The 22273-nt window shown below is 51.5% G+C and carries 21 protein-coding genes; 4 read left to right on the forward strand and 17 right to left on the reverse strand.

The genetic code is table 11. The features are described from left to right. Positions 1-30: 30 nt before the first annotated feature. From icd to dnaE, 9 genes are all read right to left on the reverse strand, one after another. Entirely contained in the window at positions 31-1299 is a 1269-nt protein-coding gene (icd, locus tag EVJ34_RS06040) for an NADP-dependent isocitrate dehydrogenase (protein ID WP_131437491.1), read from the reverse strand. Positions 1300-1417: 118 nt separating this feature from the next. Then, positions 1418-2530: a citrate synthase gene (gene citZ / locus EVJ34_RS06045; protein ID WP_131437368.1), complete on the reverse strand. Its 1113-nt coding sequence runs from the start codon at positions 2528-2530 to the stop codon at positions 1418-1420. A gap of 185 nt (positions 2531-2715) precedes the next feature. Beyond that, a complete protein-coding gene (locus EVJ34_RS06050) occupies positions 2716-3180 on the reverse strand; it encodes a DUF441 domain-containing protein (RefSeq protein ID WP_131437366.1) in 465 nt (154 codons plus the stop codon). A gap of 66 nt (positions 3181-3246) precedes the next feature. After that, entirely contained in the window at positions 3247-4989 is a 1743-nt protein-coding gene (gene pyk / locus EVJ34_RS06055) for a pyruvate kinase (RefSeq protein WP_131484961.1), read from the reverse strand. 95 nt (positions 4990-5084) lie between these two features. Then, complete coding sequence (pfkA, locus tag EVJ34_RS06060) at positions 5085-6053, reverse strand: 6-phosphofructokinase (RefSeq protein WP_131437362.1); 969 nt, start codon at positions 6051-6053, stop codon at positions 5085-5087. A 160-nt stretch (positions 6054-6213) separates the two neighbouring features. Beyond that, positions 6214-7149, reverse strand: a complete 936-nt coding sequence (locus EVJ34_RS06065) for an acetyl-CoA carboxylase carboxyltransferase subunit alpha (protein ID WP_131484962.1) — start codon at positions 7147-7149, stop codon at positions 6214-6216. Next, entirely contained in the window at positions 7142-7996 is an 855-nt protein-coding gene (gene accD, locus EVJ34_RS06070) for an acetyl-CoA carboxylase, carboxyltransferase subunit beta (RefSeq protein ID WP_131437358.1), read from the reverse strand. The genes EVJ34_RS06065 and accD overlap by 8 nt, the downstream gene beginning before the upstream one ends. Positions 7997-8010: 14 nt before the next feature. Beyond that, on the reverse strand, positions 8011-8565 hold the full coding sequence (locus tag EVJ34_RS06075) for a FadR/GntR family transcriptional regulator (RefSeq protein ID WP_131484963.1): 555 nt from the start codon (positions 8563-8565) through the stop codon (positions 8011-8013). 75 nt (positions 8566-8640) lie between these two features. Further along, positions 8641-11811 (reverse strand): DNA polymerase III subunit alpha, encoded by a 3171-nt coding sequence (gene dnaE, locus EVJ34_RS06080; protein WP_236636654.1) that lies wholly within the window; start codon positions 11809-11811, stop codon positions 8641-8643. 102 nt (positions 11812-11913) lie between these two features. Between dnaE and EVJ34_RS06085 the strand changes: the two genes are divergently transcribed. After that, positions 11914-12105: a YtzJ family protein gene (locus tag EVJ34_RS06085; RefSeq protein ID WP_131437352.1), complete on the forward strand. Its 192-nt coding sequence runs from the start codon at positions 11914-11916 to the stop codon at positions 12103-12105. An 18-nt stretch (positions 12106-12123) separates the two neighbouring features. On the opposite strand, the gene EVJ34_RS06090 is transcribed toward EVJ34_RS06085, so the two are convergent. Further along, positions 12124-13089, reverse strand: coding sequence for a DHH family phosphoesterase (locus EVJ34_RS06090; protein WP_131437158.1), 966 nt, complete (start codon positions 13087-13089; stop codon positions 12124-12126). A gap of 77 nt (positions 13090-13166) precedes the next feature. Between EVJ34_RS06090 and EVJ34_RS06095 the strand changes: the two genes are divergently transcribed. Beyond that, positions 13167-13481 (forward strand): YtpI family protein, encoded by a 315-nt coding sequence (locus tag EVJ34_RS06095; RefSeq protein ID WP_236634605.1) that lies wholly within the window; start codon positions 13167-13169, stop codon positions 13479-13481. Between the two features lie 45 nt (positions 13482-13526). On the opposite strand, the gene EVJ34_RS06100 is transcribed toward EVJ34_RS06095, so the two are convergent. Beyond that, positions 13527-14837 carry a DRTGG domain-containing protein gene (locus tag EVJ34_RS06100; protein WP_034778238.1) on the reverse strand — a complete coding sequence of 437 codons (1311 nt, stop codon included), beginning with the start codon at positions 14835-14837 and terminating at the stop codon, positions 13527-13529. 161 nt (positions 14838-14998) lie between these two features. On the opposite strand from EVJ34_RS06100, the gene EVJ34_RS06105 reads away from it, so the two are divergent. Next, positions 14999-16096 carry a M24 family metallopeptidase gene (locus tag EVJ34_RS06105; protein ID WP_131484965.1) on the forward strand — a complete coding sequence of 366 codons (1098 nt, stop codon included), beginning with the start codon at positions 14999-15001 and terminating at the stop codon, positions 16094-16096. 45 nt (positions 16097-16141) lie between these two features. Here EVJ34_RS06105 and EVJ34_RS06110 read toward each other — a convergent pair whose 3' ends face one another. Continuing rightward, a complete protein-coding gene (locus tag EVJ34_RS06110) occupies positions 16142-16864 on the reverse strand; it encodes a metallophosphoesterase family protein (RefSeq protein ID WP_131484966.1) in 723 nt (240 codons plus the stop codon). Between the two features lie 12 nt (positions 16865-16876). After that, the gene (locus EVJ34_RS06115; protein ID WP_131437152.1) at positions 16877-17602 is read right to left on the reverse strand and encodes an SDR family oxidoreductase; all 726 of its coding nucleotides are present in this window, start codon (positions 17600-17602) and stop codon (positions 16877-16879) included. Between the two features lie 183 nt (positions 17603-17785). Between EVJ34_RS06115 and EVJ34_RS06120 the strand changes: the two genes are divergently transcribed. Next, positions 17786-18223, forward strand: coding sequence for a universal stress protein (locus EVJ34_RS06120; protein ID WP_021065608.1), 438 nt, complete (start codon positions 17786-17788; stop codon positions 18221-18223). A 54-nt stretch (positions 18224-18277) separates the two neighbouring features. Here the strand turns inward: EVJ34_RS06120 and EVJ34_RS06125 are convergent, their stop codons facing one another. The 4 genes from EVJ34_RS06125 to tpx all read right to left on the reverse strand — a co-directional run bounded on the left by EVJ34_RS06125 (position 18278) and on the right by tpx (position 22121). After that, positions 18278-18874, reverse strand: a complete 597-nt coding sequence (locus tag EVJ34_RS06125) for a 3D domain-containing protein (protein WP_131484967.1) — start codon at positions 18872-18874, stop codon at positions 18278-18280. 433 nt (positions 18875-19307) lie between these two features. Next, positions 19308-20519 carry an acetate kinase gene (locus EVJ34_RS06130; protein ID WP_131437148.1) on the reverse strand — a complete coding sequence of 404 codons (1212 nt, stop codon included), beginning with the start codon at positions 20517-20519 and terminating at the stop codon, positions 19308-19310. A 126-nt stretch (positions 20520-20645) separates the two neighbouring features. Next, complete coding sequence (locus EVJ34_RS06135; RefSeq protein ID WP_131484968.1) at positions 20646-21533, reverse strand: class I SAM-dependent methyltransferase; 888 nt, start codon at positions 21531-21533, stop codon at positions 20646-20648. A 99-nt stretch (positions 21534-21632) separates the two neighbouring features. Further along, positions 21633-22121 (reverse strand): thiol peroxidase, encoded by a 489-nt coding sequence (tpx, locus tag EVJ34_RS06140; protein ID WP_131471299.1) that lies wholly within the window; start codon positions 22119-22121, stop codon positions 21633-21635. Positions 22122-22273 lie beyond the last annotated feature (152 nt).

A 22273-nucleotide genomic window follows, 5' to 3' on the forward strand; every position in this document is an offset into this window, starting at 1 on the left:
TGTGCTCTCCCCCTTGGTTTAACTGATGAATTACATGTTTTTGATTAGTTCATCTGCAAACTCTGAACACTTCACTTCTGTCGCGCCGTCCATGAGGCGGGCGAAATCGTATGTGACGACTTTCGAGGCGATCGTCTTCTCCATCGAGTTGATGATGAGGTCAGCCGCTTCGTTCCAGTTCATATGACGAAGCATCATCTCACCTGACAAGATGACCGATGACGGGTTGACCTTGTCGAGGCCGGCATATTTCGGTGCCGTACCGTGTGTCGCTTCGAAGATGGCATGGCCCGTCACGTAGTTGATGTTTGCTCCTGGCGCAATCCCGATTCCGCCGACTTGGGCAGCGAGCGCATCCGAGATGTAGTCCCCGTTCAAGTTCATCGTGGCCACGACGTCGAACTCACGTGGACGTGTCAAAATCTGTTGCAAGAAGATGTCAGCGATCGAATCTTTTACGATGATTTTGCCTTCCGCTTCCGCTTTCGATTGCGCTTCATTCGCAGCCGCTTCGCCTGACTCTTCTTTGATACGGTCATACTGCGCCCATGTGAAGACTTTGTCGCCGTACTCTTCTTCTGCGAGCTCATAACCCCAGTTTTTGAAGGCGCCTTCTGTGAACTTCATGATGTTCCCTTTGTGGACGAGCGTGAGCGACTTACGGTTGTTCGCGATCGCATATTCGAGAGCCGCACGAACGAGGCGTTTCGTTCCTTCAGACGAGATTGGCTTGATGCCGATTCCAGACGTTTCTGGGAAACGGATTTTGTTGACGTTCATCTCTTCTTTCAAGAACGAGATCAATTTCTTCACTTCGTCGCTACCTGACGCGTACTCGATTCCTGCGTAAATATCTTCTGTGTTCTCGCGGAAGATGACCATGTCTGTATCTTCTGGGCGTTTGACCGGTGAAGGGACGCCTGTGAAGTAACGGACCGGACGTAAGCACGTATACAAGTCAAGTTCTTGACGGAGTGCGACATTGAGTGAACGGATTCCACCGCCGACCGGTGTCGTCAATGGACCTTTGATGGCGATCAAATATTCACGAATTTCATCGAGCGTCTCGTTTGGAAGCCATTCACCTTTTTGGTTGAAGGCTTTCTCCCCAGCGTACACTTCCATCCATTCGATTTTCTTCTCGCCGCCATATGCTTTTTCGACAGCCGCATCAAAGACGCGCACGGAAGCGTTCCAAATATCAGGACCTGTGCCGTCGCCGATGATAAATGGAATCGTCGGTACGTTCGGCACATTTAATACACCGTTCTCAACTGTGATTTTTTCGTTTTGTGTCAACATAATAAATCCCCCTAAGTACATTTATGTAGGCCGACGCGAGCGCCGACCTACGTCAATTGTTAGTTTACCAAAGTTTATGTCTAAATTGTGACTCGATCTTCTCGTATCGCGTCAATTAACGCTCGTTTACCGGGACGTAAGACCGGTTTGTCTCTCCGACATACTCGGCGCGAGGACGAATCAAGCGGTTGTCCGCATATTGTTCAAGGATATGGGCAATCCACCCTGACATGCGCGAGACGGCGAAGATTGGCGTGAACAACTCTTCCTCGAGGCCGAGCGCATAATACGTAGAGGCCGAATAAAAATCGACGTTCGGTTTCAAGCCTTTTTCCGTCTCGACGAGATGATCGATTTTCTCAGACATCTCGTACCATTCCGGTTCGCCGATTTGGGCCGTCAATTGGCGGCTCATCTCTTTCAAGTGTTTCGCGCGCGGGTCGCCGTCCTTATAGACACGGTGACCGAAGCCCATGATTTTCTCACGGCGTTCGAACTTGCCGCGGACGTAGTCTTCGACTTTGTCGACCGATCCGATTTCATGAAGCATCTTCATGACCGCCTCGTTGGCGCCGCCGTGAAGCGGGCCTTTGAGTGCGCCCATCGCTGCCGTCACACCTGAGTAGATATCCGACAATGTGGCGACGCAGACACGGGCCGTGAACGTCGAAGCGTTCAATTCGTGATCCGCATGAAGGATGAGCGCCTTGTCGATCGTCTTCTCGGCGACTTCGCTCGGTTCTTCTCCATTCAACATATATAAGAAATTGGCCGCATACGACAAACCAGGCTTCGGCGCAACCGGTTGTTCACCTTTACGAAGACGAGCAAACGCCGTCACGATCGTGGCGACTTGCGCTTGGAGACGGATCGCCTTGCGCATGTTCGCTTCTGTGCTCATATCTTCAGCCTCTTCATCATAAAGCGCGAGCTGTGAAAGGGCCGTCCGAATCGTCGCCATCGCATTGGCCGACTTCGGCGCCCGCTCAAGCGTCGCGATCACTTCTTCTGGCAATTTGGCTTCTTTCACGAGCGCTTCGGAGAGCTCAGTTAATTCGTCAGCTTTTGGAAGACGGTCGTTCCATAGTAGGAAAACAACCTCCTCAAACGTGGCGTGGTCCGCCAAATCGTCGATTGTGTATCCTCCATAAGTCAATTGTCCGTCAATAATCGAACTGACTTTTGAGGCTGCTGCCACAATTCCTTCTAAACCTTTTGTCGTTGACATCAATAACTCCCCCTCAATCTTTAAAAGTGATTGACCGCATCATACAGTCTCTTGTGTAGGGAATAAGGGCGGGAACTCGAACACTTTCCCCAATCCGTTTCGAGCTCGCTCCACCCTGTCCTTTATCTAGTATAAACAATTTACTGAAAAAAAGAAATGTAAGCGTATCCAGCCGTAAAAAAATGTCAGAACCACTTTTCAATCAGGCTAAATCCACCTAAAATCAAGGCGGCGATACCGGCTCCGACGAGCGGCCCGACCGGAACGCCTTTCATGAAACCGACGGCTAGAATGGTCCCGGCGAGGAGTGCCGTCGTCACGACGGGATCAACCCGCATGAGTTGAACTCCTTGAGCCGCAGCGAGCGCGACGAAGATTCCTGAACTGAAAGCGATGATGCCGACCGGCCCTTTAATACTATTCCACAATTCTCTAAAACCGATGTCTCCGGTCGCAATCGGGACGAGGACGGCAATCGTGATAATCGTCACGCCCCAATGGATGCCTTTTGAAGCGAGCGTCGGGAATAGCTGATCGCCGAACCCGACAGCTTTAATAATCAATAAGACGCTGCTAGCGATGATGACCGATTGATTATGGGAGATCACACCAATCAACACGAGCAGCAATAAGAACAAATATGCACTCATCATACACTCTCTTTCTGAATGGAAAAAGAACCGACTCATAAGAGAGTCGGTTCGATTGACATTCGATTACGCGTTGTAGATTTTACCAGTAAGTGGGTCGATTGAAATCATCTGACCGTCGCGGAACGTTGATGTCGCAGCTTCGACACCGACGATGACCGGTTTACGGAGTGATGGTCCGACGATGCCGGCATGGCTCGTCAATCCACCGTCTTCTGTGATGATTCCAGCCGCTTTTTCAATCGCTGGCATCATTTCTTTATCTGTGAATGGCGCGACGAGGATCATGCCCTCTTTCGCTTTCGCATTCGCTTCGTCTGCATTGTTCGCAACAACGACTTCACCGACGAGACCACGCTCACCGATACCGCGTCCGTTTGCGAGGGCGTGACCAACGATATGAACTTTCATCATGTTCGTCGTACCCGCAGTCGCAGCCGGGATACCAGCCGAGATGACGACGAGGTCACCGTCTGTGACGAATCCAGCGTGACGAGCTGCTTCTGAAGCTTGTACCAACATCTCATCCGTGTTGTTCGGCATCGTGTCAGCCACGATTGGGTACACGCCCCAAACGAGGTTCAATTGACGTGCCACACGCTCTGACTCTGTGACCGCGATGATGTTCGCCTCTGGACGATACTTCGCTGTACGAGCAGCCGTGTAACCTGATTGTGTCGGTGTCAAAATCGCTTTCGCGTTCAAGTTAATTGCCGTGTGGGCAACCGCTTGTGAGATCGCATCCGTTACCGTGTGCTCACTGCGCTTCTGACGATCTTTGAGCAAGTTTTTGTAGTCGAGCATTTGCTCAGTACGAACAGCGATCGCTGCTTGCATTTGAACTGACTCGATTGGGTAGTCCCCTGCTGCCGTCTCACCTGAAAGCATGACCGCATCCGTACCATCGAGGATGGCGTTGGCAACGTCAGATGCTTCCGCACGTGTTGGACGCGGGTTGCGTTGCATTGAATCAAGCATTTGTGTAGCCGTGATGACCGGTTTCCCGAGGTCGTTACACTTCTTGATCAATTCTTTTTGAACTGGCGTGACTTCTTCTGTTGGGATCTCGATTCCGAGGTCACCACGAGCGACCATCAAACCGTCAGAAATCGCCAAGATTTCGTCGATGTTGTCGACACCTTCTTGGTTTTCGATTTTTGGATAGATTTTGATGTGTGACGCGTTGTTGCGCTCAAGAAGTTGACGAATCTCAACGACGTCAGACGCACGACGGACGAACGATGCCGCGATGACATCGATGTCTTGTGAAATACCGAACTCGATGTCGGCGATGTCTTTGTCTGTAAGGGCAGGAAGGTTCACTTTGACGTTAGGCAAGTTGACACCTTTCTTCGTCTTGATGACGCCTTCGTTTTCGATGACGCAGCGAAGGTCACGGTTCGGGAGCTTCTCAACGACAAGGAGACCAATGAGTCCGTCGTCGAGCATGATGCGTGAACCGACTTCAACGTCTTCGTACAAGCCTTCGTACGTGACTGAGAAACGATCTTTCGTTCCGACGATTTCTTCTGTCGAGACGATGATGACTTCTTTACCTTTTTCGAGGAGTGCTTTTCCTTCTTCAAACGTATGTGTACGAATTTCAGGACCTTTCGTATCAAGAAGAACTGTCACAACTTTGCCGGCAGCTTTTGATGCTTCACGGATGTCGCGAATACGCGCGCCGTGCTCTTCATAGTCACCGTGTGAGAAGTTGAGACGTGCGACATTCATTCCGGCTTCAATCATTTCCGGAAGACGTTTCTCTGAAGCTGGTCCAATCGTACATACAATTTTCGTTCTACGCATAAATAAAAACCTCCTAGGGGATGTATTACATTTACACACAGAAAACGGGGGGTCGTCCGACCTGATCCCGTCTCTGTGGAGTTCACTGGTACTCGTTAAATCGAAAGTTGGTTGGAAAGATCGATCAATTGCATATCGATCGTGTGCTTGTTGTTGTCAAGCGCTTCATCGATATCGAGATCCATCATCTTACCGGCACGAATGCCGACGACACGTCCTGCCTTGCCTTCGAGTAAAATCTCGACAGCATAAGCTCCCATACGGCTCGCAAGCACACGGTCAGCAGCAGTTGGGGAACCACCGCGTTGGATGTGTCCAAGAATCGTCACGCGTGTCTCTGAGTTTGTTTTCTCAGCGATCATCTTTCCGACTTCCTCGGCACTACCGGCACCTTCGGCGACGACAACGATCGAGTGTTTCTTACCTCGAGCCACACCATGGTTGATACGTTCCACGATCGCGCTCAAGTCTTCAGGACGTTCTGGGACGAGAATTGACTCAGCACCACCGGCAAGACCGGCATAAAGTGCGATGTCACCTGCATCGCGGCCCATCACTTCAATGACATACGTCCGTTCATGCGAAGACGCTGTGTCACGGATTTTGTCAATCGCATCAAGCGCCGTGTTGAGCGCCGTGTCGAATCCGATTGTCGCATCTGTACCAGGGATATCGTTATCGATCGTTCCTGGGAGACCGATTGTTGGGAAACCAAGTTCCGTCAACTTTTGGGCGCCACGGTATGAACCGTCTCCACCAATTACTACGAGTGCGTCGATGTTGAATTTCTTCAATTGTTCGACCGCTTTCGCACGACCCTCTTCCGTTCTAAACTCAGGGCAACGGGCTGAACGTAAGAATGTTCCTCCACGTTGAATGATGTCGCCGACCGAACCAAGGTTCAACTCCACGAGATCTCCTTCGATTAGACCTTGATAGCCGTTATACACACCGTACACTTCAAGACCTTCGAAAATTGCTTTTCGGGTCACGGCACGGACTGCAGCGTTCATTCCAGGGGCATCTCCCCCACTTGTCAATACCGCAATACGTTTTAAATTCACGTCACTCACCTCTTATGTGTTTTAACGAAATCTGAAAATAAAATACCATGTCTGACCTTTGTTTTACAACACAAGTATGTGAAAAAAAAGCATGGGGTATGCTCCAAAACAGTCAACCCGTGAGTGAATGAACGTGAACGCGAAGCGGTTGTTAACGTTTTCACGAGCCAATTGTGCCAATTTGATGATATTTGGCGGCCCGCCCTTGCAACAACTCATTTTGAGTCCGGCCTCGCAACTCCGTCATGTGTTGTGCTAATACAGGCTTTAAGAGTGATGACTGTAATGACACATCGATATGAGCCCCACCGAACACCTCGGTGACGACCTCATCGACAATCCCTAAATTCAGCAAATCTTGTGCCGTAATCTTCATCGTTTCAGCTGCACGTTCTGCGAGCTTGGCGTCTTTCCACAAGAGCGCTGCTGCGCCTTCCGGTGAAATGACCGAATACGTACTGTTCTCTAACATAAGTAGACGGTCACACACACCAATCCCGAGCGCCCCACCTGAACCACCTTCTCCGATGACGATCGAGATGATTGGTACTTTCAACGTCGCCATCTCGAACAGGTTGCGCGCAATCGCCTCGCTTTGTCCACGCTCTTCAGCCGCTTTCCCAGGGTAAGCGCCTTTCGTATCGATGAACGTGATGACAGGACGATTGAACTTTTCTGCTTGCTTCATAAATCGAAGCGCTTTGCGATAGCCCTCTGGGTGAGGCATACCAAAGTTACGGTGCATGTTCTCTTTCGTGTTCCGACCTCGTTGATGTCCGATAATCGTCACCGGCATCCCGTCAAGTGTCGCCAGTCCCGAAATAATGGCAGCATCATCATAACCATGACGGTCACCATGCAACTCAATGAAATCTGGAAACAGTTGGGCGATATAATCGAGCGTCGTCGGCCGTTTCGGGTTTCGCGCCAATTGTACGCGATCCCACGGTTTCATATTCCCATAAATGTCTTTTTCTAATCGATGAAGCTTCGCTTCGAGATGACGGATTTCCCGAGATAAGTCAATCCCTTTCGTCTCCGCCGTCTCGCGTAACTTCCCGAGCTGTTCGTTTACTTCTTTGATTGGATCAAACATGATGAACCTCCCCGCCGTGTAACTCGATCATCTTCTTCAAGAACGAACGCATCTGTTCACGATGAACGACGGCGTCCAGTTGACCAGCTTCTAACAAGAACTCGGCAGTTTGGAAGTTGTCTGGCAATTTCTCACGAATCGTTTGTTCGATGATGCGCCGTCCGGCAAAGCCGATCAACGCCCCAGGTTCAGCGACGTTCACATCCCCGAGCATCGCAAAACTGGCTGACACCCCGCCTGTCGTCGGGTGCGTCAAATAAGCGACGTACAATAGACCGGCTTCATCGTGTTGTTTTAACGCAATCGACGTATTGGCCATCTGCATCAAGCTGACCATGCCTTCTTGCATGCGGGCACCACCCGAAGCAGTAAACAGGACGACCGGCAAACGTTCTTTCGTCGCGGTCCGGACGGCTGACGCGATCGCTTCTCCGACATACGCCCCCATCGATCCCATGCGGAAGCGGGCGTCCATGACGCATACGACGACAGCGAGTCCGTCAATCTTCGCTCTACCACAGACGATGGCTTCTTCGATTCCAGTTCGTTCCCTGTCTTTTTTCAATTTATCTTCATAATCTGGAAAATCAAGCGGGTTTTCTTTCACGAGCGGTCCCGCAAATTTTTCAAACGATTGACCGTCGACCAACATATGAATCCGCTCATCTGCACTGAGCGGGAAATGATAGCCACAATCACATACTTTATGATTTTCGTTTAACTGTTTCGTATAATGCATATATTTACAGGATGGACATTTTGTCATCAAGCCTTGTGGTGCGTCAATTTTCGGTTCTCGTTGACGCAAAGGCATATATCGTTTCGGTTTCTTGAAAAAAGCAGTCATCGCTTCCCCCTCGTTCATTCCGGCATCCCCGCCCCACGCCACATCTCCAACAATCGTCTACGTTCGTCTTCCGTATACAGGTCGCCCGCTTCCGTCCCATCATAAAACCGGTTCACTTCACTCCAAATGCGAACGAACAGTTCATTCTTCAAACCGAAGATGAGGTGCTGCCGGAAGGCACGGTCCGTCTGTACGTTCGCTTCGAGCAACGCGACGCGTTCCGGCGTCGGTTCGACTTCCGTCAACGCCAAGCGTTCGAGCAGTCGCAACATATCGACGATGTCCGACGCCTTTGTCTGTTTCGTGACGATGAATTCAGACAAAATCTCGATGTATCGATGGCGATCTTGCTCGCATAAAAACGTGCCACCACCGTGTCTCGTCTCAACGATTCCAAGGAAGCTGAGTGCCCGCAACGCTTCACGGACTGAGGCACGGCTGATGGACAGCGTCTCGGCGAGCTCCCGTTCTGACGGGAGACGATCGCCCGGCTCAAGCGCTGCTTGGACGATCAACGTTCTGATTTTAGAAATGTTTTCGTGAAAAGAGGATGCGTGTTTTCCATGCATCTGACCGTTCAACTCCCTTTTTGGATGGCATTTTCTCTAAAGTGGTCAGACCAATTAAACAGATTATACCACTTTTTATGACTTGGTACTAGTTTTCGTACCGGGCAATTTCGAGTCGACCCGTTTCAACACGACATCCGTTTCACCGAACCGTTGTTTCAGTGCCAAGAGCAAGGACTCTGTCGGATTGACCGCATACGCCGAGGCCAGTTGCTTCACTTCTTTTGAGTCTGAGAACCGACAAACGACCGGCACATCCCCTTTAGACGTATGAAGCAGCTCTTCAAGGTCAGCGAACGACTCCAAACGCAGACGGATGAAGAGGGCTAGACCGTGGAGTGGCCGGACCCGCTCGACGACGAGTTGACGCCTTCCGTCCCGCTCATTCGGATGCACTTCAAGCAAGAGGACGTTCCCGACGTAAAGTGAGCGCTTAAATTGTGAAAACACGCGGGGGAAAATGACGACCTCGTCTTGGGAGACACCGTCATCGACCATGACGACACCCATCTCCTCGTTCTTCTTCGTCTTGAACGTACGAATCGCATCCACGTAGACGACGATGAATCCGCGTTCGCCATGCAACACTTCGTCAATCGTCACCGTCTCGATCGAGAGCGGCGCGACCGTCGTCAGTGGCGAATGCACAATCCACGTCCCGAGCGCTTCTCGTTCTTCTTCGGACCAATTCGGCTCGATCGGCGCGGACCGTTTCAATCCGAGCGCGGATAACTCGTCCGGGAGCAGGTGCGTCTCCGTCTCTTCACGAAGCCGTTCGACCGCCTCGAAGGCACGACGGCGATCACCATGGTACATCCGGTCCAACGCTCCCGCCGCGAGTAGACGTCTCAGTTTCATATGGTCTTTCGTTCCCCAGCCCATGAGTTCGAGAAGACGCTTCACGTCGGTGAACTCGGTATGATACTCAATCAACCGCTCAACGTCACGTTTCGTCAAACCTTGGACCGCTTTCAAACCGAGTCTTACACCCGGCCCTTCTAAAAAAGCACCGGCTTGACCGTGCAAGACGTCAGGCGGATAGACCGGAATCTTACCTTTCCGCAACATGCGGACAAGCTCGTTCGTCTTGTCGTACGTCACGAGATAGAAAATCCGTTCAAAGTGTGCTTTCACATAAGCCAAACGATAACTGATCAAACTATAAGCGACGGCGTGCGAACGGTTAAACCCGTAGCCCGCAAACTTTTCGATCCACGAGAACACTTGTCGCATCGAATCATGATCGAACCGGGCCGATGAACGTTCTAAAAACCGAGTCTTCTCGACATCAATCGCCGCGACGTCTTTCTTGGCGATGGCGCGGCGAATCAAGTCGGCCTCGGCATACGAGTAGCCAGCGAGCTCTCGCAACAAACGCATGACTTGTTCTTGATAGACGAGCACCCCGTTCGTCGTCCGCATGATGTCACCGACGACGGGATGAACCGGTTGATACGGCATGCCGTGCTTGCGCTTCGCATACGTGTCGATGAACTGCATCGGCCCCGGCCGATAAAGTGACATCGTCACGACAATATCCTCGAACTCAGTCGGCTTCACTTGCCGAAGCGCTTGTTTCATCCCTTCCGATTCGAATTGAAAGATCCCATCTGTGTCACCCCGGGCAAGCACACGTAACGTCTTAGCGTCATTCAGTGGAATCGTCTTCAACGAGAACAGTTCGTCCGTCTGTCGAATCAGCGCCTCCATCTGCCGGAGCCTCGTCAAGTTGCGCAAACCGAGCAAGTCGATTTTCAACAGGCCGAGCGCTTCGAGATCCTTCATATTATATTGGGTCACTTGCTCCCCTGTCGTCGGTTGCAGCGGTGTGATTGCATCGAGCGCTTCCCGGCTGAGCACGAGTCCGGCCGCATGAACCGAGGCTTGACGCGGTAACCCCTCCAACTCGGTGGCGATTTTCAAGAGTTGCGACCGCTTTTGACTGCCGGCAAACCATTTCACTTTCGATGGGTTGGCCAAAATCCCGGCCAGTCCGTCATCTTTCACTTGCTTGCTCGCCGCCTGTCCCTCTTCAAGCGTCAACCCGAGCGCCCGCGCGACATCTCGCAGCGCTGCTTTCGCACCGAACGTGGCGAGCGTACCGATTTGGGCCGCATGGTTTTGACCATACTTCTCCAACACGTAACGAACGACCTCGTCGCGCCGTTCATCTTCGAAGTCCAAATCGATATCTGGCATCGTGATTCGTTCGGGGTTCAAAAATCGTTCGAACAATAGGCCGAATCGTACCGGATCGACCTCGGTGATGTGAAGCGCGAAACTGACGAGCGACCCTGCCGCCGAACCACGACCTGGTCCAACCTCAATCCCCTGTTCTTTCGCATAGCGAACGATATCCTCGACGATGAGGAAATAAGAAGCGAAACCCGTTCGTGCGATGACGTCAAGTTCATAACGGGCCCGCTCGATATAATCTTCGTGGAACAAATCGAGCGCCTTCAACCGATCGGCGACGAGGCGCTTCAAGCGGTCGACGGCCCCTTCGAACTCCGGGATGGAGGTCGTCGCTTGCGGCAACCGGGTGACGGACACGAGCGTTTCGAATCGGTCGAGCGCCTCGAGTTCGACGGGCTCGAACCAATCGTTCATCTCGCTCGGCAGACGGACGTATCTCCCTTTCTGATGCACGTCCTCTTGGGAGATGAGCTCCCCTTCGCCGATGGCGACGATGGCGCGATACGCCTCGAAATCTTCCGGTCGCATGTAACATGTTTCCGGGGCCGGGACGAGTTTTGTCCCGAGTTCGTCCCGCATCTCGCGGAGTTGTCTGAGCAACAACGCCTGTTCCGTCGTCTGCGGTGCCGGCAATCCGAGCCATAGTCTATCTTCGTTCACGTAACCGAGTAGATGGTTATATAAGCGGCGCCTGTGAACCGGGTCGTTCGTCTTCCAGTTCTCCGGTAAGATGACTACCGCCAGTTCGGTCGCCTCGATCAATCCGTCGGCCTGGACAAGACGATACAACTCCGGTAACTGCTCCTCGGTCAACGCGTAGACGAGGACCGACACGTCAAATCCGTCCATCCGCAATTTTGTCCGCAACCCGATAACGGGTTTAACCGCATAGCGTTCGCATAATCGGACGAACTGCGGCAAACCGTATAACGCGTCGTCGGCAAGCGCGACGGCTCGGCTTCCCCGCTCGGCCATCAGCGCGACGTATTGTTCAAGTCGGACCGTGCTCTGCATCAAACTAAAAGCCGATCGTACATTCAAGTGGATCACAAGACCCCCCCTTTCTTTTTTCACAATTGTCAAACTCATTTTGGTACTTGTCTGATACAATAATTATAGACAAAACTTCTCCTAAAAGGGGGTATAAACAGCATGATTATTAATCGGGGTAAAATCGCACGCGATAAGCTCGAAAATTTACAGAACGGACAGACCGTTTTCGCCGACAGCCCAGAGATTATCGACCGACTCCGCCGCTATATCACCGAGTATCAACTCGACGTCGTCGAGGACGTGACCGACCGTGGCACATGGTTCATCCCACAAGATCAGGATAAAAGCTGAAGAGAGCTGACCAACAGGTCAGCTCTCTTCAGTTTCAAACGTGAACGGTGCCGCGACTTCATCAAGTGCCGCAATCACCTCGTCCATTTCTTCCCATTTATCGATTGTGGCCCCGGCTGCCATCGGATGACCGCCGCCCCGATAGCGCTTCGCCACATCATTAATGACCGGTCCTTTTGAACGGATCCGCACCCGAATCTCTTCTTTGTTCTCGACGAACATGACCCAGCATTTCAGTCCTTCGAGGCCTGAGAAACTGTTGACGAGCAAAGACGCTGCTTCCGGTGTCGCATGGAACGTGCGCAAGACGTCCGCATCGATTTTGACATAGCCGACACCCGCCTCCGTCACGTTAACGTTTTGAAGTACGTAACCTTGGAGCTGCAACGTCGCCAAGTTCGTCTTGTACATTTGACGATACAACCGATTCGTATCGATACCGTATTTAATCAACGCGGCAGCGATTTCAAACGTGCGCGGTGTCGCATTGCGGAACTGGAATCGTCCCGTGTCACCGACGATTCCGGCAAACAATAGGAAAGCGGACGCTTCGTCAAGAGCAAGGCCCCACATCCCCGCAAGTTCGGCGACCATCTCCGACGTTGAACTGACCGTCGTGTCGACGATTTGATGCGCCGCATATGCGTCTTCATCAGGATGGTGGTCGATCTTGACGACCGTCTTGCCCGACAAAGCATGCGGTCCATCAATCCGCTCATGGTTAGCCGTGTCGAGTACGATGACGAGCGCTTCTTTATACATGTCCGGTTCGACGTGCTCCATCTTACCTAAAAACTCTAAGTCACGGACGATACCGCCGACGACGTAAATCCGTTTCTCCGGATAGGCGACCTCTAACATCCGTTTTAATCCGAGCTGACTGCCTAGCGCATCCGGGTCGGGACGGACGTGTCGGTGAATCATAATCGTGTCCGCCGCTTCAATCAATTTCAATATCGTTGTTGCCTCTGGCCAATGTGCCATAGCCATTCCTCGCTTTCTTGAACACTATTCTATGGTATGATGATAACAGATTACACGTCTGAAAGGGGTTTCTTCACTTGGGTCAATTAATTATGATCGGACTCATTTTGTTTTCGTTGGGCGCCTACTTCGTTTCAAAACGACGCGCCTATTTGACGAAGACACCATACCGGAAAGCGCTCTTTAACACCCAAGCGCTCATCTGGCTGAGTTTGTTCCTCGCACTCTTCGCGATCAACCAAATGATTGGCGGACTCGGGCTCGGCTCGACAATCGGCTGGATTGTCAGTATCGCCATGCTCGTCCTAGGGCTCGGCAACGCCGTCGTCGGATTTATCCGGTACCGTAAAATCTATCCGCTCGCTAACGAAGAGCCAATCAAACAATCATAAGAACAGACAGAAACGAGCTGATGATGGCATCAGCTCGTTTTTTTGTTAGCGGTCAATCAATTGCGCCGTGACGAGCGCTTTGGCAACGAGTTGTGTGCCTTGCGTCATCTCGACGTCGACTTTTCCGAACTTCCGGCCGAGATCGAACACGTTGGCGGAAACGCGGATTTGACTCTCGATTTGAATGGGTTTCATGAAATAGACCGTGATATTTTCGACGACGAGGTCGCCTTTTTTCATATGACGCAGACTCCGTGTCGCCCCTTCGACGAGCAGTGTCGTCAAAACACCTGACGACGCCGTCCCCATATGGCTCGTCATTTGCGGCGCGACCTCGACGGTGAACGCCGTCCCGTTCGAGTTCGGATCTTCTTTTAATTGGTTCGTGATCATATTGTCGAACGTCTCGCCGACTTGTGGTTGGCGATTGGCGAGCTGGAGCGCCTTTAGCACGTCTTGACGGCTGATGATCCCGAGCAGACGGCCATAGTTGTCGACAACCGGCAACATCTCGATGCCTTCCCAAACCATTTGGTGGGCCGCATTGGTGACGCTTGTCTGAACGCCTACGGTGATTGGACTTTTCGTCATCACTTTCTCGATTTCGGTGTCATGCGGACGATCGATCAAGTCTTTCGCCGTGATGACCCCGACGACTTTCATCTGCTCATCGATGACAGGATAGCGGTTATGTTTCGTCCGTTCGTTCAGTTCATGCCACCGTTTGACCGTATCATCTACTTTCAAATAAAACGTGTCATGAAGCGGGATGACGATGTCCGATACGAGCAAAATTTCTTTTTTGATCAGACGGTCATAGATGGCCCGGTTGATCATCGTCGCGACGGTAAAACTATCGTATGACGTCGAGATGACAGGCATATGATATTTATCCGCCATCCGTTTCACTTCATCGGTCGTGTCAAACCCCCCCGTGATCAACACGGCACCCCCGGACTGGAGCACGAGCTCATGCGCCTTCTCTCGGTTCCCGATGATGACGAGCGAGTCGACGTCGATGTAACGCATCATCGCTTCGAGCTTCATCGCCCCGATAACGAACTTCGAGAGCGTCTTATGGAGACCGTCTCGGCCGCCGAGTACTTGTCCGTCGACGATATTGACGACTTCGGCGAACGTCAATTTTTCGATATTCTCTTTATGCTTGCGTTTGATCCGGATGGTCCCGACCCGTTCGATCGTCGACACAAATCCTAAATTCTCCGCTTCTTTAATAGCCCGATATGCCGTTCCTTCTGATACCGCCAACTCTTTTGCGATTTGGCGGACCGAAATTTTGGACCCGACATCGAGCGACTCGATATGTGCTATGATCTGTTCATGTTTTGTTGTCATGTCACGAGTCCCTTTCCTTAATACATTTTCTGTCATCCTCAGTATACTGTATCAGTCGTACTTCTTCAAACTGTACTACTGAAATGGTGACATTTCCTTTCCGTTTTGGAAAACGTTATAATGAGATAGAACGCCACTGAACGAGAAGGAAGGGAAACGAGTTGAATCAACGAACCAACCATATTGCACAATCTTTGGCCACGAAAGGGTTAGACGCCGCTTTCGTCACATCAAAAGCATCGGTCTTTTACTTTTCAGGAGTGTATGCCGAAGCGCACGAACGGCTCATCGCAATCCTTGTCTTGAAGAACGGAACGACCGCGATCGTTTGTCCGGCACTTGAAAAAGGAATCGTCGAAGCGAGCGAGTGGAATGGCGACATCGTCACGTATATGGATCATGAAAATCCATGGGACAAAGTCGTCAAACTGTTCCTTGACCAACAGATCATCCCCGAGCGCATCGGGGTAGAAGGTGAGCATTTGACGTACAACCGCGTCGAACAGCTCCGCGCCGGGTTCGCCGGATTGTCAATCATCGATTTGACGGAAGAACTACAAGCACTTCGCATGATCAAGTCTCCAGACGAAGTCCGCTTGATGAAGCGCGCCGCCGAACTCGCTGATATGGCGATTGAAGCGGGGATTCGCGCATTGCGTGAAGGCGTGACCGAACTCGAGGTCATCGCAGAGATTGAATATGCGATGAAGAAACAAGGTGTCCGCGAAATGTCGTTCGACACGCTCGTCTTGTTCGGCGAGAATAGCGCCGACCCACACGGTGTCCCTGGGAACAACCGCTTGAAAAAAGGCGACTTCGCTTTGTTCGACCTCGGTGTCATTTGGCAAGGATATGCCTCGGACATCACCCGCACCGTCGTCTACGGTGAGGCGAGTACGAAACAACGGGAGATTTACGAAACCGTACTCAAAGCCGAGGAAGCTGCGATCGAGATGGCGAACGTCGGGACAACGCTCGGCTCGATCGATATCGCGGCCCGTCAAGTCATCACGACGGCCGGGTACGGGGAATACTTCACGCACCGTGTCGGCCACGGCATCGGCATCGAAGTACACGAGTTCCCGTCGATGGCCGCCAATAACGATATGACAGCCCAAGTCGGGATGACGTTTACCGTCGAACCAGGAATTTATCTTCCTGGCGTCGGTGGTGTCCGCATCGAGGACGATATCGTCATGACCGAGAGCGGTCCGATTCTCTTGACGAGCTTCCCGAAAGACCTGCAAGAAATCAATTGAACCCTATACAAAAGACCAGCCAAAAACGGCTGGTCTTTTGTCATCTCAATAAAACAGACGTAGCATGACGTCTCGTTGTGGCACGTCACGGCGTTCCATCGTTTCAAGGAACGAGCGTTTGTCGTACGACACGGCTTGTGATTGAATCGTCATGCCCGCCTCTCCCCACTCGAGGATACCATAGCGGGCCAAATCGTCCCGGGCGACGCCGAGCGCTCCTGGATTAAAATAATGTTTCGTATCATCCCGGAATATATGCGTTGGATGATGATGTCCGAAACAGATGACGTCCGTCTCATATGTCCCGTATAGCGCCTGCATATTCGGGAGTGTCGCCTCTAGGATGTCGTGGAACGGTTCCTCGGTGATCGGCACGTTTCGCTTCTCGGTCGGGATATGATAATGGATGCCGTACACATGAGTCCCGTCGACAACACGTTCGATTGTGCGCGGCAACTTGAAGAGCGCCTCCGCATAGGCAGATGTCAACGTGCGCGCCACCCACTCGTGATGCGGGCGGGTATGCGCGTAGCTGTCCGGATGGCCCTTCCCAGCCAGGAGCGACAAAACGGCCTCATCATGATTGCCCGTGATCATGTGCACACCTCGGTCGAGGAGGCGCGCCATCACTTCGTTCGAGTCGGGTCCCATCGCAATCATGTCCCCCAAACTCCATATTTGGTCAATCCGTTGGCGGTCCAGTTCGGCAAGTACAGCGTCGAGTGCCTGGACGTTGCCGTGGATATCGGTCAATATGGCTAACTTCATGCAGCCCACTCCTTATTTCCGGTATTGATGAACGACGTTGACACCGCCGGTCACATCGATGACGGCGCCCGTGACCATATCGGAATCGCGCGCGAGCAAGAACAGAATCATTCGTGCGATATCCTCACCCGTCCCGTGACGGCCGACCGGCGTTTGATCATCCGGCTCGGCCGCTTCGATGCGCATCTCTTTTTGTGCGCCGACGATGTTGCCCGGATTGATCATATTGGCCGTAATCCCATGCGCCGCCTCCTCGAGCGCGACCGACTTCGTCAAACTGACAAGTCCCGTTTTCGCTGCCGCGAACGCCGATCGATGAATCCAGCCTGGGGCCGTCGCACTCTCTGGGAAACCGTACGTGATGATGCGGCCGAACTGTTTCGCCCGCATGTTCGGGATCGCCCGGCGCATCAGCCAAAATGAGGCCGACAAGTTACCCGTGATGACCTCGTCCCATTCTTCGTCGGACAAGTCGACGAGACATTTCCGCTCAAAGATATAGGGGCCCGCGTTCAAAATGAGTGCGTCTGGATCTCCGAACTTGGCCACCGCTTCATCATAGGCACTCAGGACGGCCTTGCGGTCCGTCAACGGCGCCTCGATCATATGTAACCGCTCGTGGTCCCAATCAATCGGTTTTCGTTGCAGCACACTGACGTGCCAACCTTCTTCTAACAGTCGTTCTGTCACAATGCGGCCGATCCCTTTTGCACCAGCCGTGATGACTACGTGTTTCATCGTCATCCCTCCTCTGTATCATCTTACCCGTTCCGTCTGCTCATTTCCAAACTTCAACCTGTTGAATGAGAAAGTTGTGAAAAATTCACACGTTTCTGAAAGAACCGGGCGTGAATTCAAGCAGAAGTGGTATACTATACATGTAAGCCGCACGTACATTTCAAGCGAAAGGTTGGGATTTACATGGCAATTGTCTACAAACATATTCTATCTGCCGTCGACGGCTCGAAAGAGGCCGAGCGTGCATTTGAAACAGCAATCGACGTCGCCCTTCGAAACGATGGCAAGCTGTATATCGGTCACGTCATCGATACACGGACGTTCGCCACGGTCGAAGCGTATGACCGGACGATTACCGAGCGTGCTGAGACGTATGCGAAGGAGTTGCTCGAGGATTACGTCAACCGAGCGAAAGAACGTGGTGTCAAAGAAGTCGAGACGGTCATCGAGTATGGCTCTCCTAAAGTGACGATCGCTAAAAAAATCGCACCGAATCATGACATTGACCTCATCATCTGTGGAGCGACCGGTTTGAACGCCGTCGAACGCTTCTTCATCGGTAGCGTCTCTGAAAGCATCGTCCGCTATTCGAAGTGTGACGTCCTCATCGTCCGCCAATAACATGATTAACAAAAAAGGCCATCGCATGTGCGATGGCCCTTCTCGTATGCCCGATTATAAGACTTTGACGGTGACCGTCTTGCGGCCGAAGTTAATGGCCGCACTTTGTGAGTACATCAAAATGTCGATTTTGTTGCCTTTGATGGCGCCGCCTGTATCGGCCGCCGTGTATGTGCCCATCAACTTCCCACCGACGTACACTTGTACTTTCTTACCGAGCGGGATGACGCGCGGATCGACCGCGATAACGTTACGTTTTTGGGCCCGGACGTTCCAGCCTAATGCCGTCACGCCTGAACAGCCTTTGCAATATGGTGTGTAAGCCGAAGCGTTCATCTTGTATGTTTTCACACTAGCCTTCGTCACCGATGCTTTCACGGTACGTAAGTATTTAGTAGCGATCCAACCGGACTTGCCTTTGTAGTTGACCCGAGTCCAAGACCCTTTTGAGCCAGTGCGCTGAAGTTTTTGACCTTTGTTGATTTTACCGATGACTTTTCCGTTCAGTGAAGCTGCCGAGCGGACATTCAATCCGTTGACCTGGCTTTGGGCGTAAACTTTTGAAGACGCCTCTACTTGTTGTTGTTGTGGTAAGAGCATTGCGAGTGTCATGACCGTCAGTAGTAAGACCGTTCCAATTTTTTTGAGCATGTGGTTCGTCCTCTCCTAGTCGGTTTGTGAGTTGTATGTTCATGGTGTCGAATCTGTGGTGCCGTGTTCACTGTCACATATCGCATATATGACTGAATGTTTCGTCCAGATAACTATATGACGAAACATGACAGTGTGCGTTTACAACTAAAATTCATTTGAGTGTCAGGGAAGTTACGGTTATATTACAAAACCGCCATCTTTTAAAGGTAGATGACGGTTTTAACAATAATCTTTCGTTTTTGTCATATTGACTTCCAATTAAAGGGATTCATATATCTAGTTTGTTACGGAAAGCATCTTTTTTTACGCCAAATGTTACAAACGAGATCAATTCATTCAGCCCATTGTCACACGATCATCTTGCTTTATGTGTCAAAAGCACTAAAAAAACATCCGTCCCACAAGAATGCGGGACGGATGTTGTACTAACTTAAACGTGTGACTCAACGAGGTTAGCGATGCGAACAGTATCGCGTGCGATGACCAACTCTTCGTTCGTCGGGATGATGATGACTTTGACCGGTGAGTGCGGGTAGTTGATGAACAACTCTTTGCCGCGCGCTCCGTTGTTGAGTGATGGATCCCAATAGACGCCCATGAACTCAAGGCCACGAAGGATACGCTCACGAATGACGTCCGAGTTTTCCCCGACACCAGCTGTGAAGATGATCGCATCGACACCGTTCATCTCTGCCGCATACTGACCGATATAGCCGTGGATACGGTTCGAGAAGATTTTGAGCGAGACTTCGGCACGGTGGTTGCCTTCAGCCGCCGCTTGCTCGATATCACGCAAGTCACTCGAGATACCCGAGAGACCGTAGACACCTGACTCTTTGTTCATGACGTTCAATACGTCTTCAGCCGACTTGCCTGTCTTCTGCATCAAGAACGGGATGAGGGCTGGGTCAAGTGATCCCGAGCGCGTTCCCATCGTGATTCCTTCAAGCGGTGTAAAGCCCATCGTCGTATCGATCGAACGACCGCCGGCAACCGCTGCGATTGACGCACCGCTACCAAGGTGGCACGAGATCAAGCGAAGGTCTTCAAGCGGACGACCGAGAAGTTCTGCCGCACGTTGTGTGACGTACTTGTGGCTCGTTCCGTGGAAACCGTACTTACGAACGCCATGCTCCGTGTAGTACTCATACGGAAGGCTGTATAAGAAGTTTTCTTCCGGCATTGACTGGTGGAACGCCGTATCGAAGACAGCAACTTGTTGCACGTTCGGCAAAATCGCCTGGAACGCGCGAATCCCTGTCAAGTTCGGTGGGATGTGGAGTGGTCCGAGCTCAACGAACGATTCGATGTTCTTCATAACTTCATCGTCGATGACGACCGAATCCGCATACAATTCTTTCCCGTGAAGAACACGGTGGCCGACTCCTGCGATTTCATCGAACGACTGAATGATATCAAGGTCAATCAATTTCTCGAGCGAGAGCTCGACCGCTTCTTTATGTGAATGAAGCGGTGTGACGATATGGAACTTTTGTCCTTCACCATATTTAATCGTGAAGATCGCATCTTCTTTTCCGACACGCTCGACGAGCCCGACGGCGAGCATTTTCTCAGATGGCATTTCGAGAAGTTGGAACTTTAATGACGAACTACCTGCATTGACTGCCATAATTTTTGTCATGTCATACACCTCTTACCTTTCGATTTAAACACGAGTCTTTATCTGTTCTCTTAAAAACCGATAACTGTATCATAATGAAGATACTTGATATGGCATATGTTTTTCAAGTCTTTTGCCCAATAAAAATTATGTTGTTTTAAACCAATCATCAATCTGTTTCACAATATTGGCAACCGCACGGACGTCCGTGAACGATGGCAACTCGACGAGGAGCGCTTGTTTCGGGCGTTTGACGCCTTCCCCGAGCTTTTGTAACATCAATAGACTCTTCGCATATCGCTCATCTTTGAACATCGTCGTCGGCAATTGCAGAACCCCTTTAACGACGGCCTCACGGTCCATCCACTGTTTTAATTTCCCTTCGTCATCCTGTTCAAACAAATTGTTCGGGATGACGAAAATACCATGCGCGCCCGGTTTCAAATGGCGCATCGCTTGTTCGATCAACAAGAAGTGGGAATACGAGTGACCCTCTTCTCGCTTCAAGGCATAGCCAGAAGCCATCTCATCGTTCGGGTAATATCCGATCGGCAAATCGACGAGCGCTAAATCGCTCGGCTCAACGAACAACGGCGCGAGCGCGTCCTGATGGAAATACGATACCGGTTTTCCGAGCAAGTTGCTGATCGCGTAAGACAGACGAAGCATCGTCTCATCCACTTCGACAGCTTGAGCGGTAGCATCTTTCAATTGTGTCAACACAGCATGGACGAGTGTGCCCGTCCCGCTTCCTAGTTCGAGCACGCTCGCCCCGTCTTTGACGAGCTTCGTCGCCAAGTAGCCGATGAACAGGCTGACAGCGTCCGGTGTCGGTTGGTGGTTCGGCGGGAGCGTCGTCGTCTCCTCGAGGACGAGCAGACTGACCGCTTTACGGACGTCATCCGTCTTCTCTTGTTCCACATCGACCCGTTCAAACACTTCAATCAACGCCTCGAGCGGTAACAAGTCAAGGTCGGTCGTCAGCTTCTTCGCTTCTTTCTTCCAATCACGATACAATTGTTCAAATCGTTCCATCTTCGATCATCCTTTCCATACAAAACCGGCCCTCTGATGGAGAGCCGGTCGGTTCACTTCTATAAGTGTAAGCGATTCGTGGTCATTTCGCCAAGTGAATCAGTTTGCTTTGTCAAACGCTTCGAGCGCCGCATCGAAATCGACCTCATCTGTCATCTCATCCATGTACTGGACGTACTGGACCGTGCCTTCCGAGTCGATGACAAACACCGAGCGCGCGAGGAGACGGAGTTCTTCCATCAATACGCCATACGACTTCGCGAATGACTGGTCGCGGTGGTCCGACAACATGATGACGTTATCGAGGCCCGACGCTGCACACCAACGACGTTGGGCGAACGGCAAATCGTTCGACACGGTCAAGACGGTCCCCCCGAGCGTTGCTGCTTTTTCATTGAACGCACGCGTTTGTGCATCACAGACGCCTGTATCGATCGACGGGACGACACTAATCAATTTTTTCCCTGGGTATGACGCGAGCGTCACCTCTTCAAGTGCCGTCGTGAGTGCTGTAAAGTCTGGTGCGGCATCTCCGACTTTGACCGGATTCCCTTGCAGTGTAACGGTATTGCCTTTAAATGTTGGCATCGTTTCATCCCCTTTGGTTTGATTTATACTACTTCATCATATCGATGGTGCCGTCTCGATGACAAGCTTCCTGCCTCAGACGGCCTGATTGTGATTTTCCCTATATCGAGCGTCTAAAACGCTGTATAATGTAAGAGACTCAATTGACAAAG

It is taken from the genome of Exiguobacterium sp. SL-9 (assembly GCF_004336985.1).
Taxonomy (GTDB): domain Bacteria; phylum Bacillota; class Bacilli; order Exiguobacteriales; family Exiguobacteriaceae; genus Exiguobacterium.

What these genes read in the sequence shown, in the direction of transcription:
- EVJ34_RS06135 (WP_131484968.1), bottom strand. Translation starts at nt 21,533, where the DNA reads ATGGAACGATTTGAACAATTGTATCGTGATTGGAAGAAAGAAGCGAAG.
- EVJ34_RS06075 (WP_131484963.1), bottom strand. Translation starts at nt 8,565, where the DNA reads ATGCATGGAAAACACGCATCCTCTTTTCACGAAAACATTTCTAAAATC.
- EVJ34_RS06100 (WP_034778238.1), bottom strand. Translation starts at nt 14,837, where the DNA reads ATGACAACAAAACATGAACAGATCATAGCACATATCGAGTCGCTCGAT.
- EVJ34_RS06085 (WP_131437352.1), top strand. Translation starts at nt 11,914, where the DNA reads ATGATTATTAATCGGGGTAAAATCGCACGCGATAAGCTCGAAAATTTA.
- EVJ34_RS06090 (WP_131437158.1), bottom strand. Translation starts at nt 13,089, where the DNA reads ATGGCACATTGGCCAGAGGCAACAACGATATTGAAATTGATTGAAGCG.
- accD (WP_131437358.1), bottom strand. Translation starts at nt 7,996, where the DNA reads ATGACTGCTTTTTTCAAGAAACCGAAACGATATATGCCTTTGCGTCAA.
- EVJ34_RS06115 (WP_131437152.1), bottom strand. Translation starts at nt 17,602, where the DNA reads ATGAAACACGTAGTCATCACGGCTGGTGCAAAAGGGATCGGCCGCATT.
- EVJ34_RS06120 (WP_021065608.1), top strand. Translation starts at nt 17,786, where the DNA reads ATGGCAATTGTCTACAAACATATTCTATCTGCCGTCGACGGCTCGAAA.
- citZ (WP_131437368.1), bottom strand. Translation starts at nt 2,530, where the DNA reads ATGTCAACGACAAAAGGTTTAGAAGGAATTGTGGCAGCAGCCTCAAAA.
- EVJ34_RS06125 (WP_131484967.1), bottom strand. Translation starts at nt 18,874, where the DNA reads ATGCTCAAAAAAATTGGAACGGTCTTACTACTGACGGTCATGACACTC.
- EVJ34_RS06050 (WP_131437366.1), bottom strand. Translation starts at nt 3,180, where the DNA reads ATGAGTGCATATTTGTTCTTATTGCTGCTCGTGTTGATTGGTGTGATC.
- EVJ34_RS06110 (WP_131484966.1), bottom strand. Translation starts at nt 16,864, where the DNA reads ATGAAGTTAGCCATATTGACCGATATCCACGGCAACGTCCAGGCACTC.
- EVJ34_RS06065 (WP_131484962.1), bottom strand. Translation starts at nt 7,149, where the DNA reads ATGTTTGATCCAATCAAAGAAGTAAACGAACAGCTCGGGAAGTTACGC.
- tpx (WP_131471299.1), bottom strand. Translation starts at nt 22,121, where the DNA reads ATGCCAACATTTAAAGGCAATACCGTTACACTGCAAGGGAATCCGGTC.
- EVJ34_RS06130 (WP_131437148.1), bottom strand. Translation starts at nt 20,519, where the DNA reads ATGACAAAAATTATGGCAGTCAATGCAGGTAGTTCGTCATTAAAGTTC.
- pyk (WP_131484961.1), bottom strand. Translation starts at nt 4,989, where the DNA reads ATGCGTAGAACGAAAATTGTATGTACGATTGGACCAGCTTCAGAGAAA.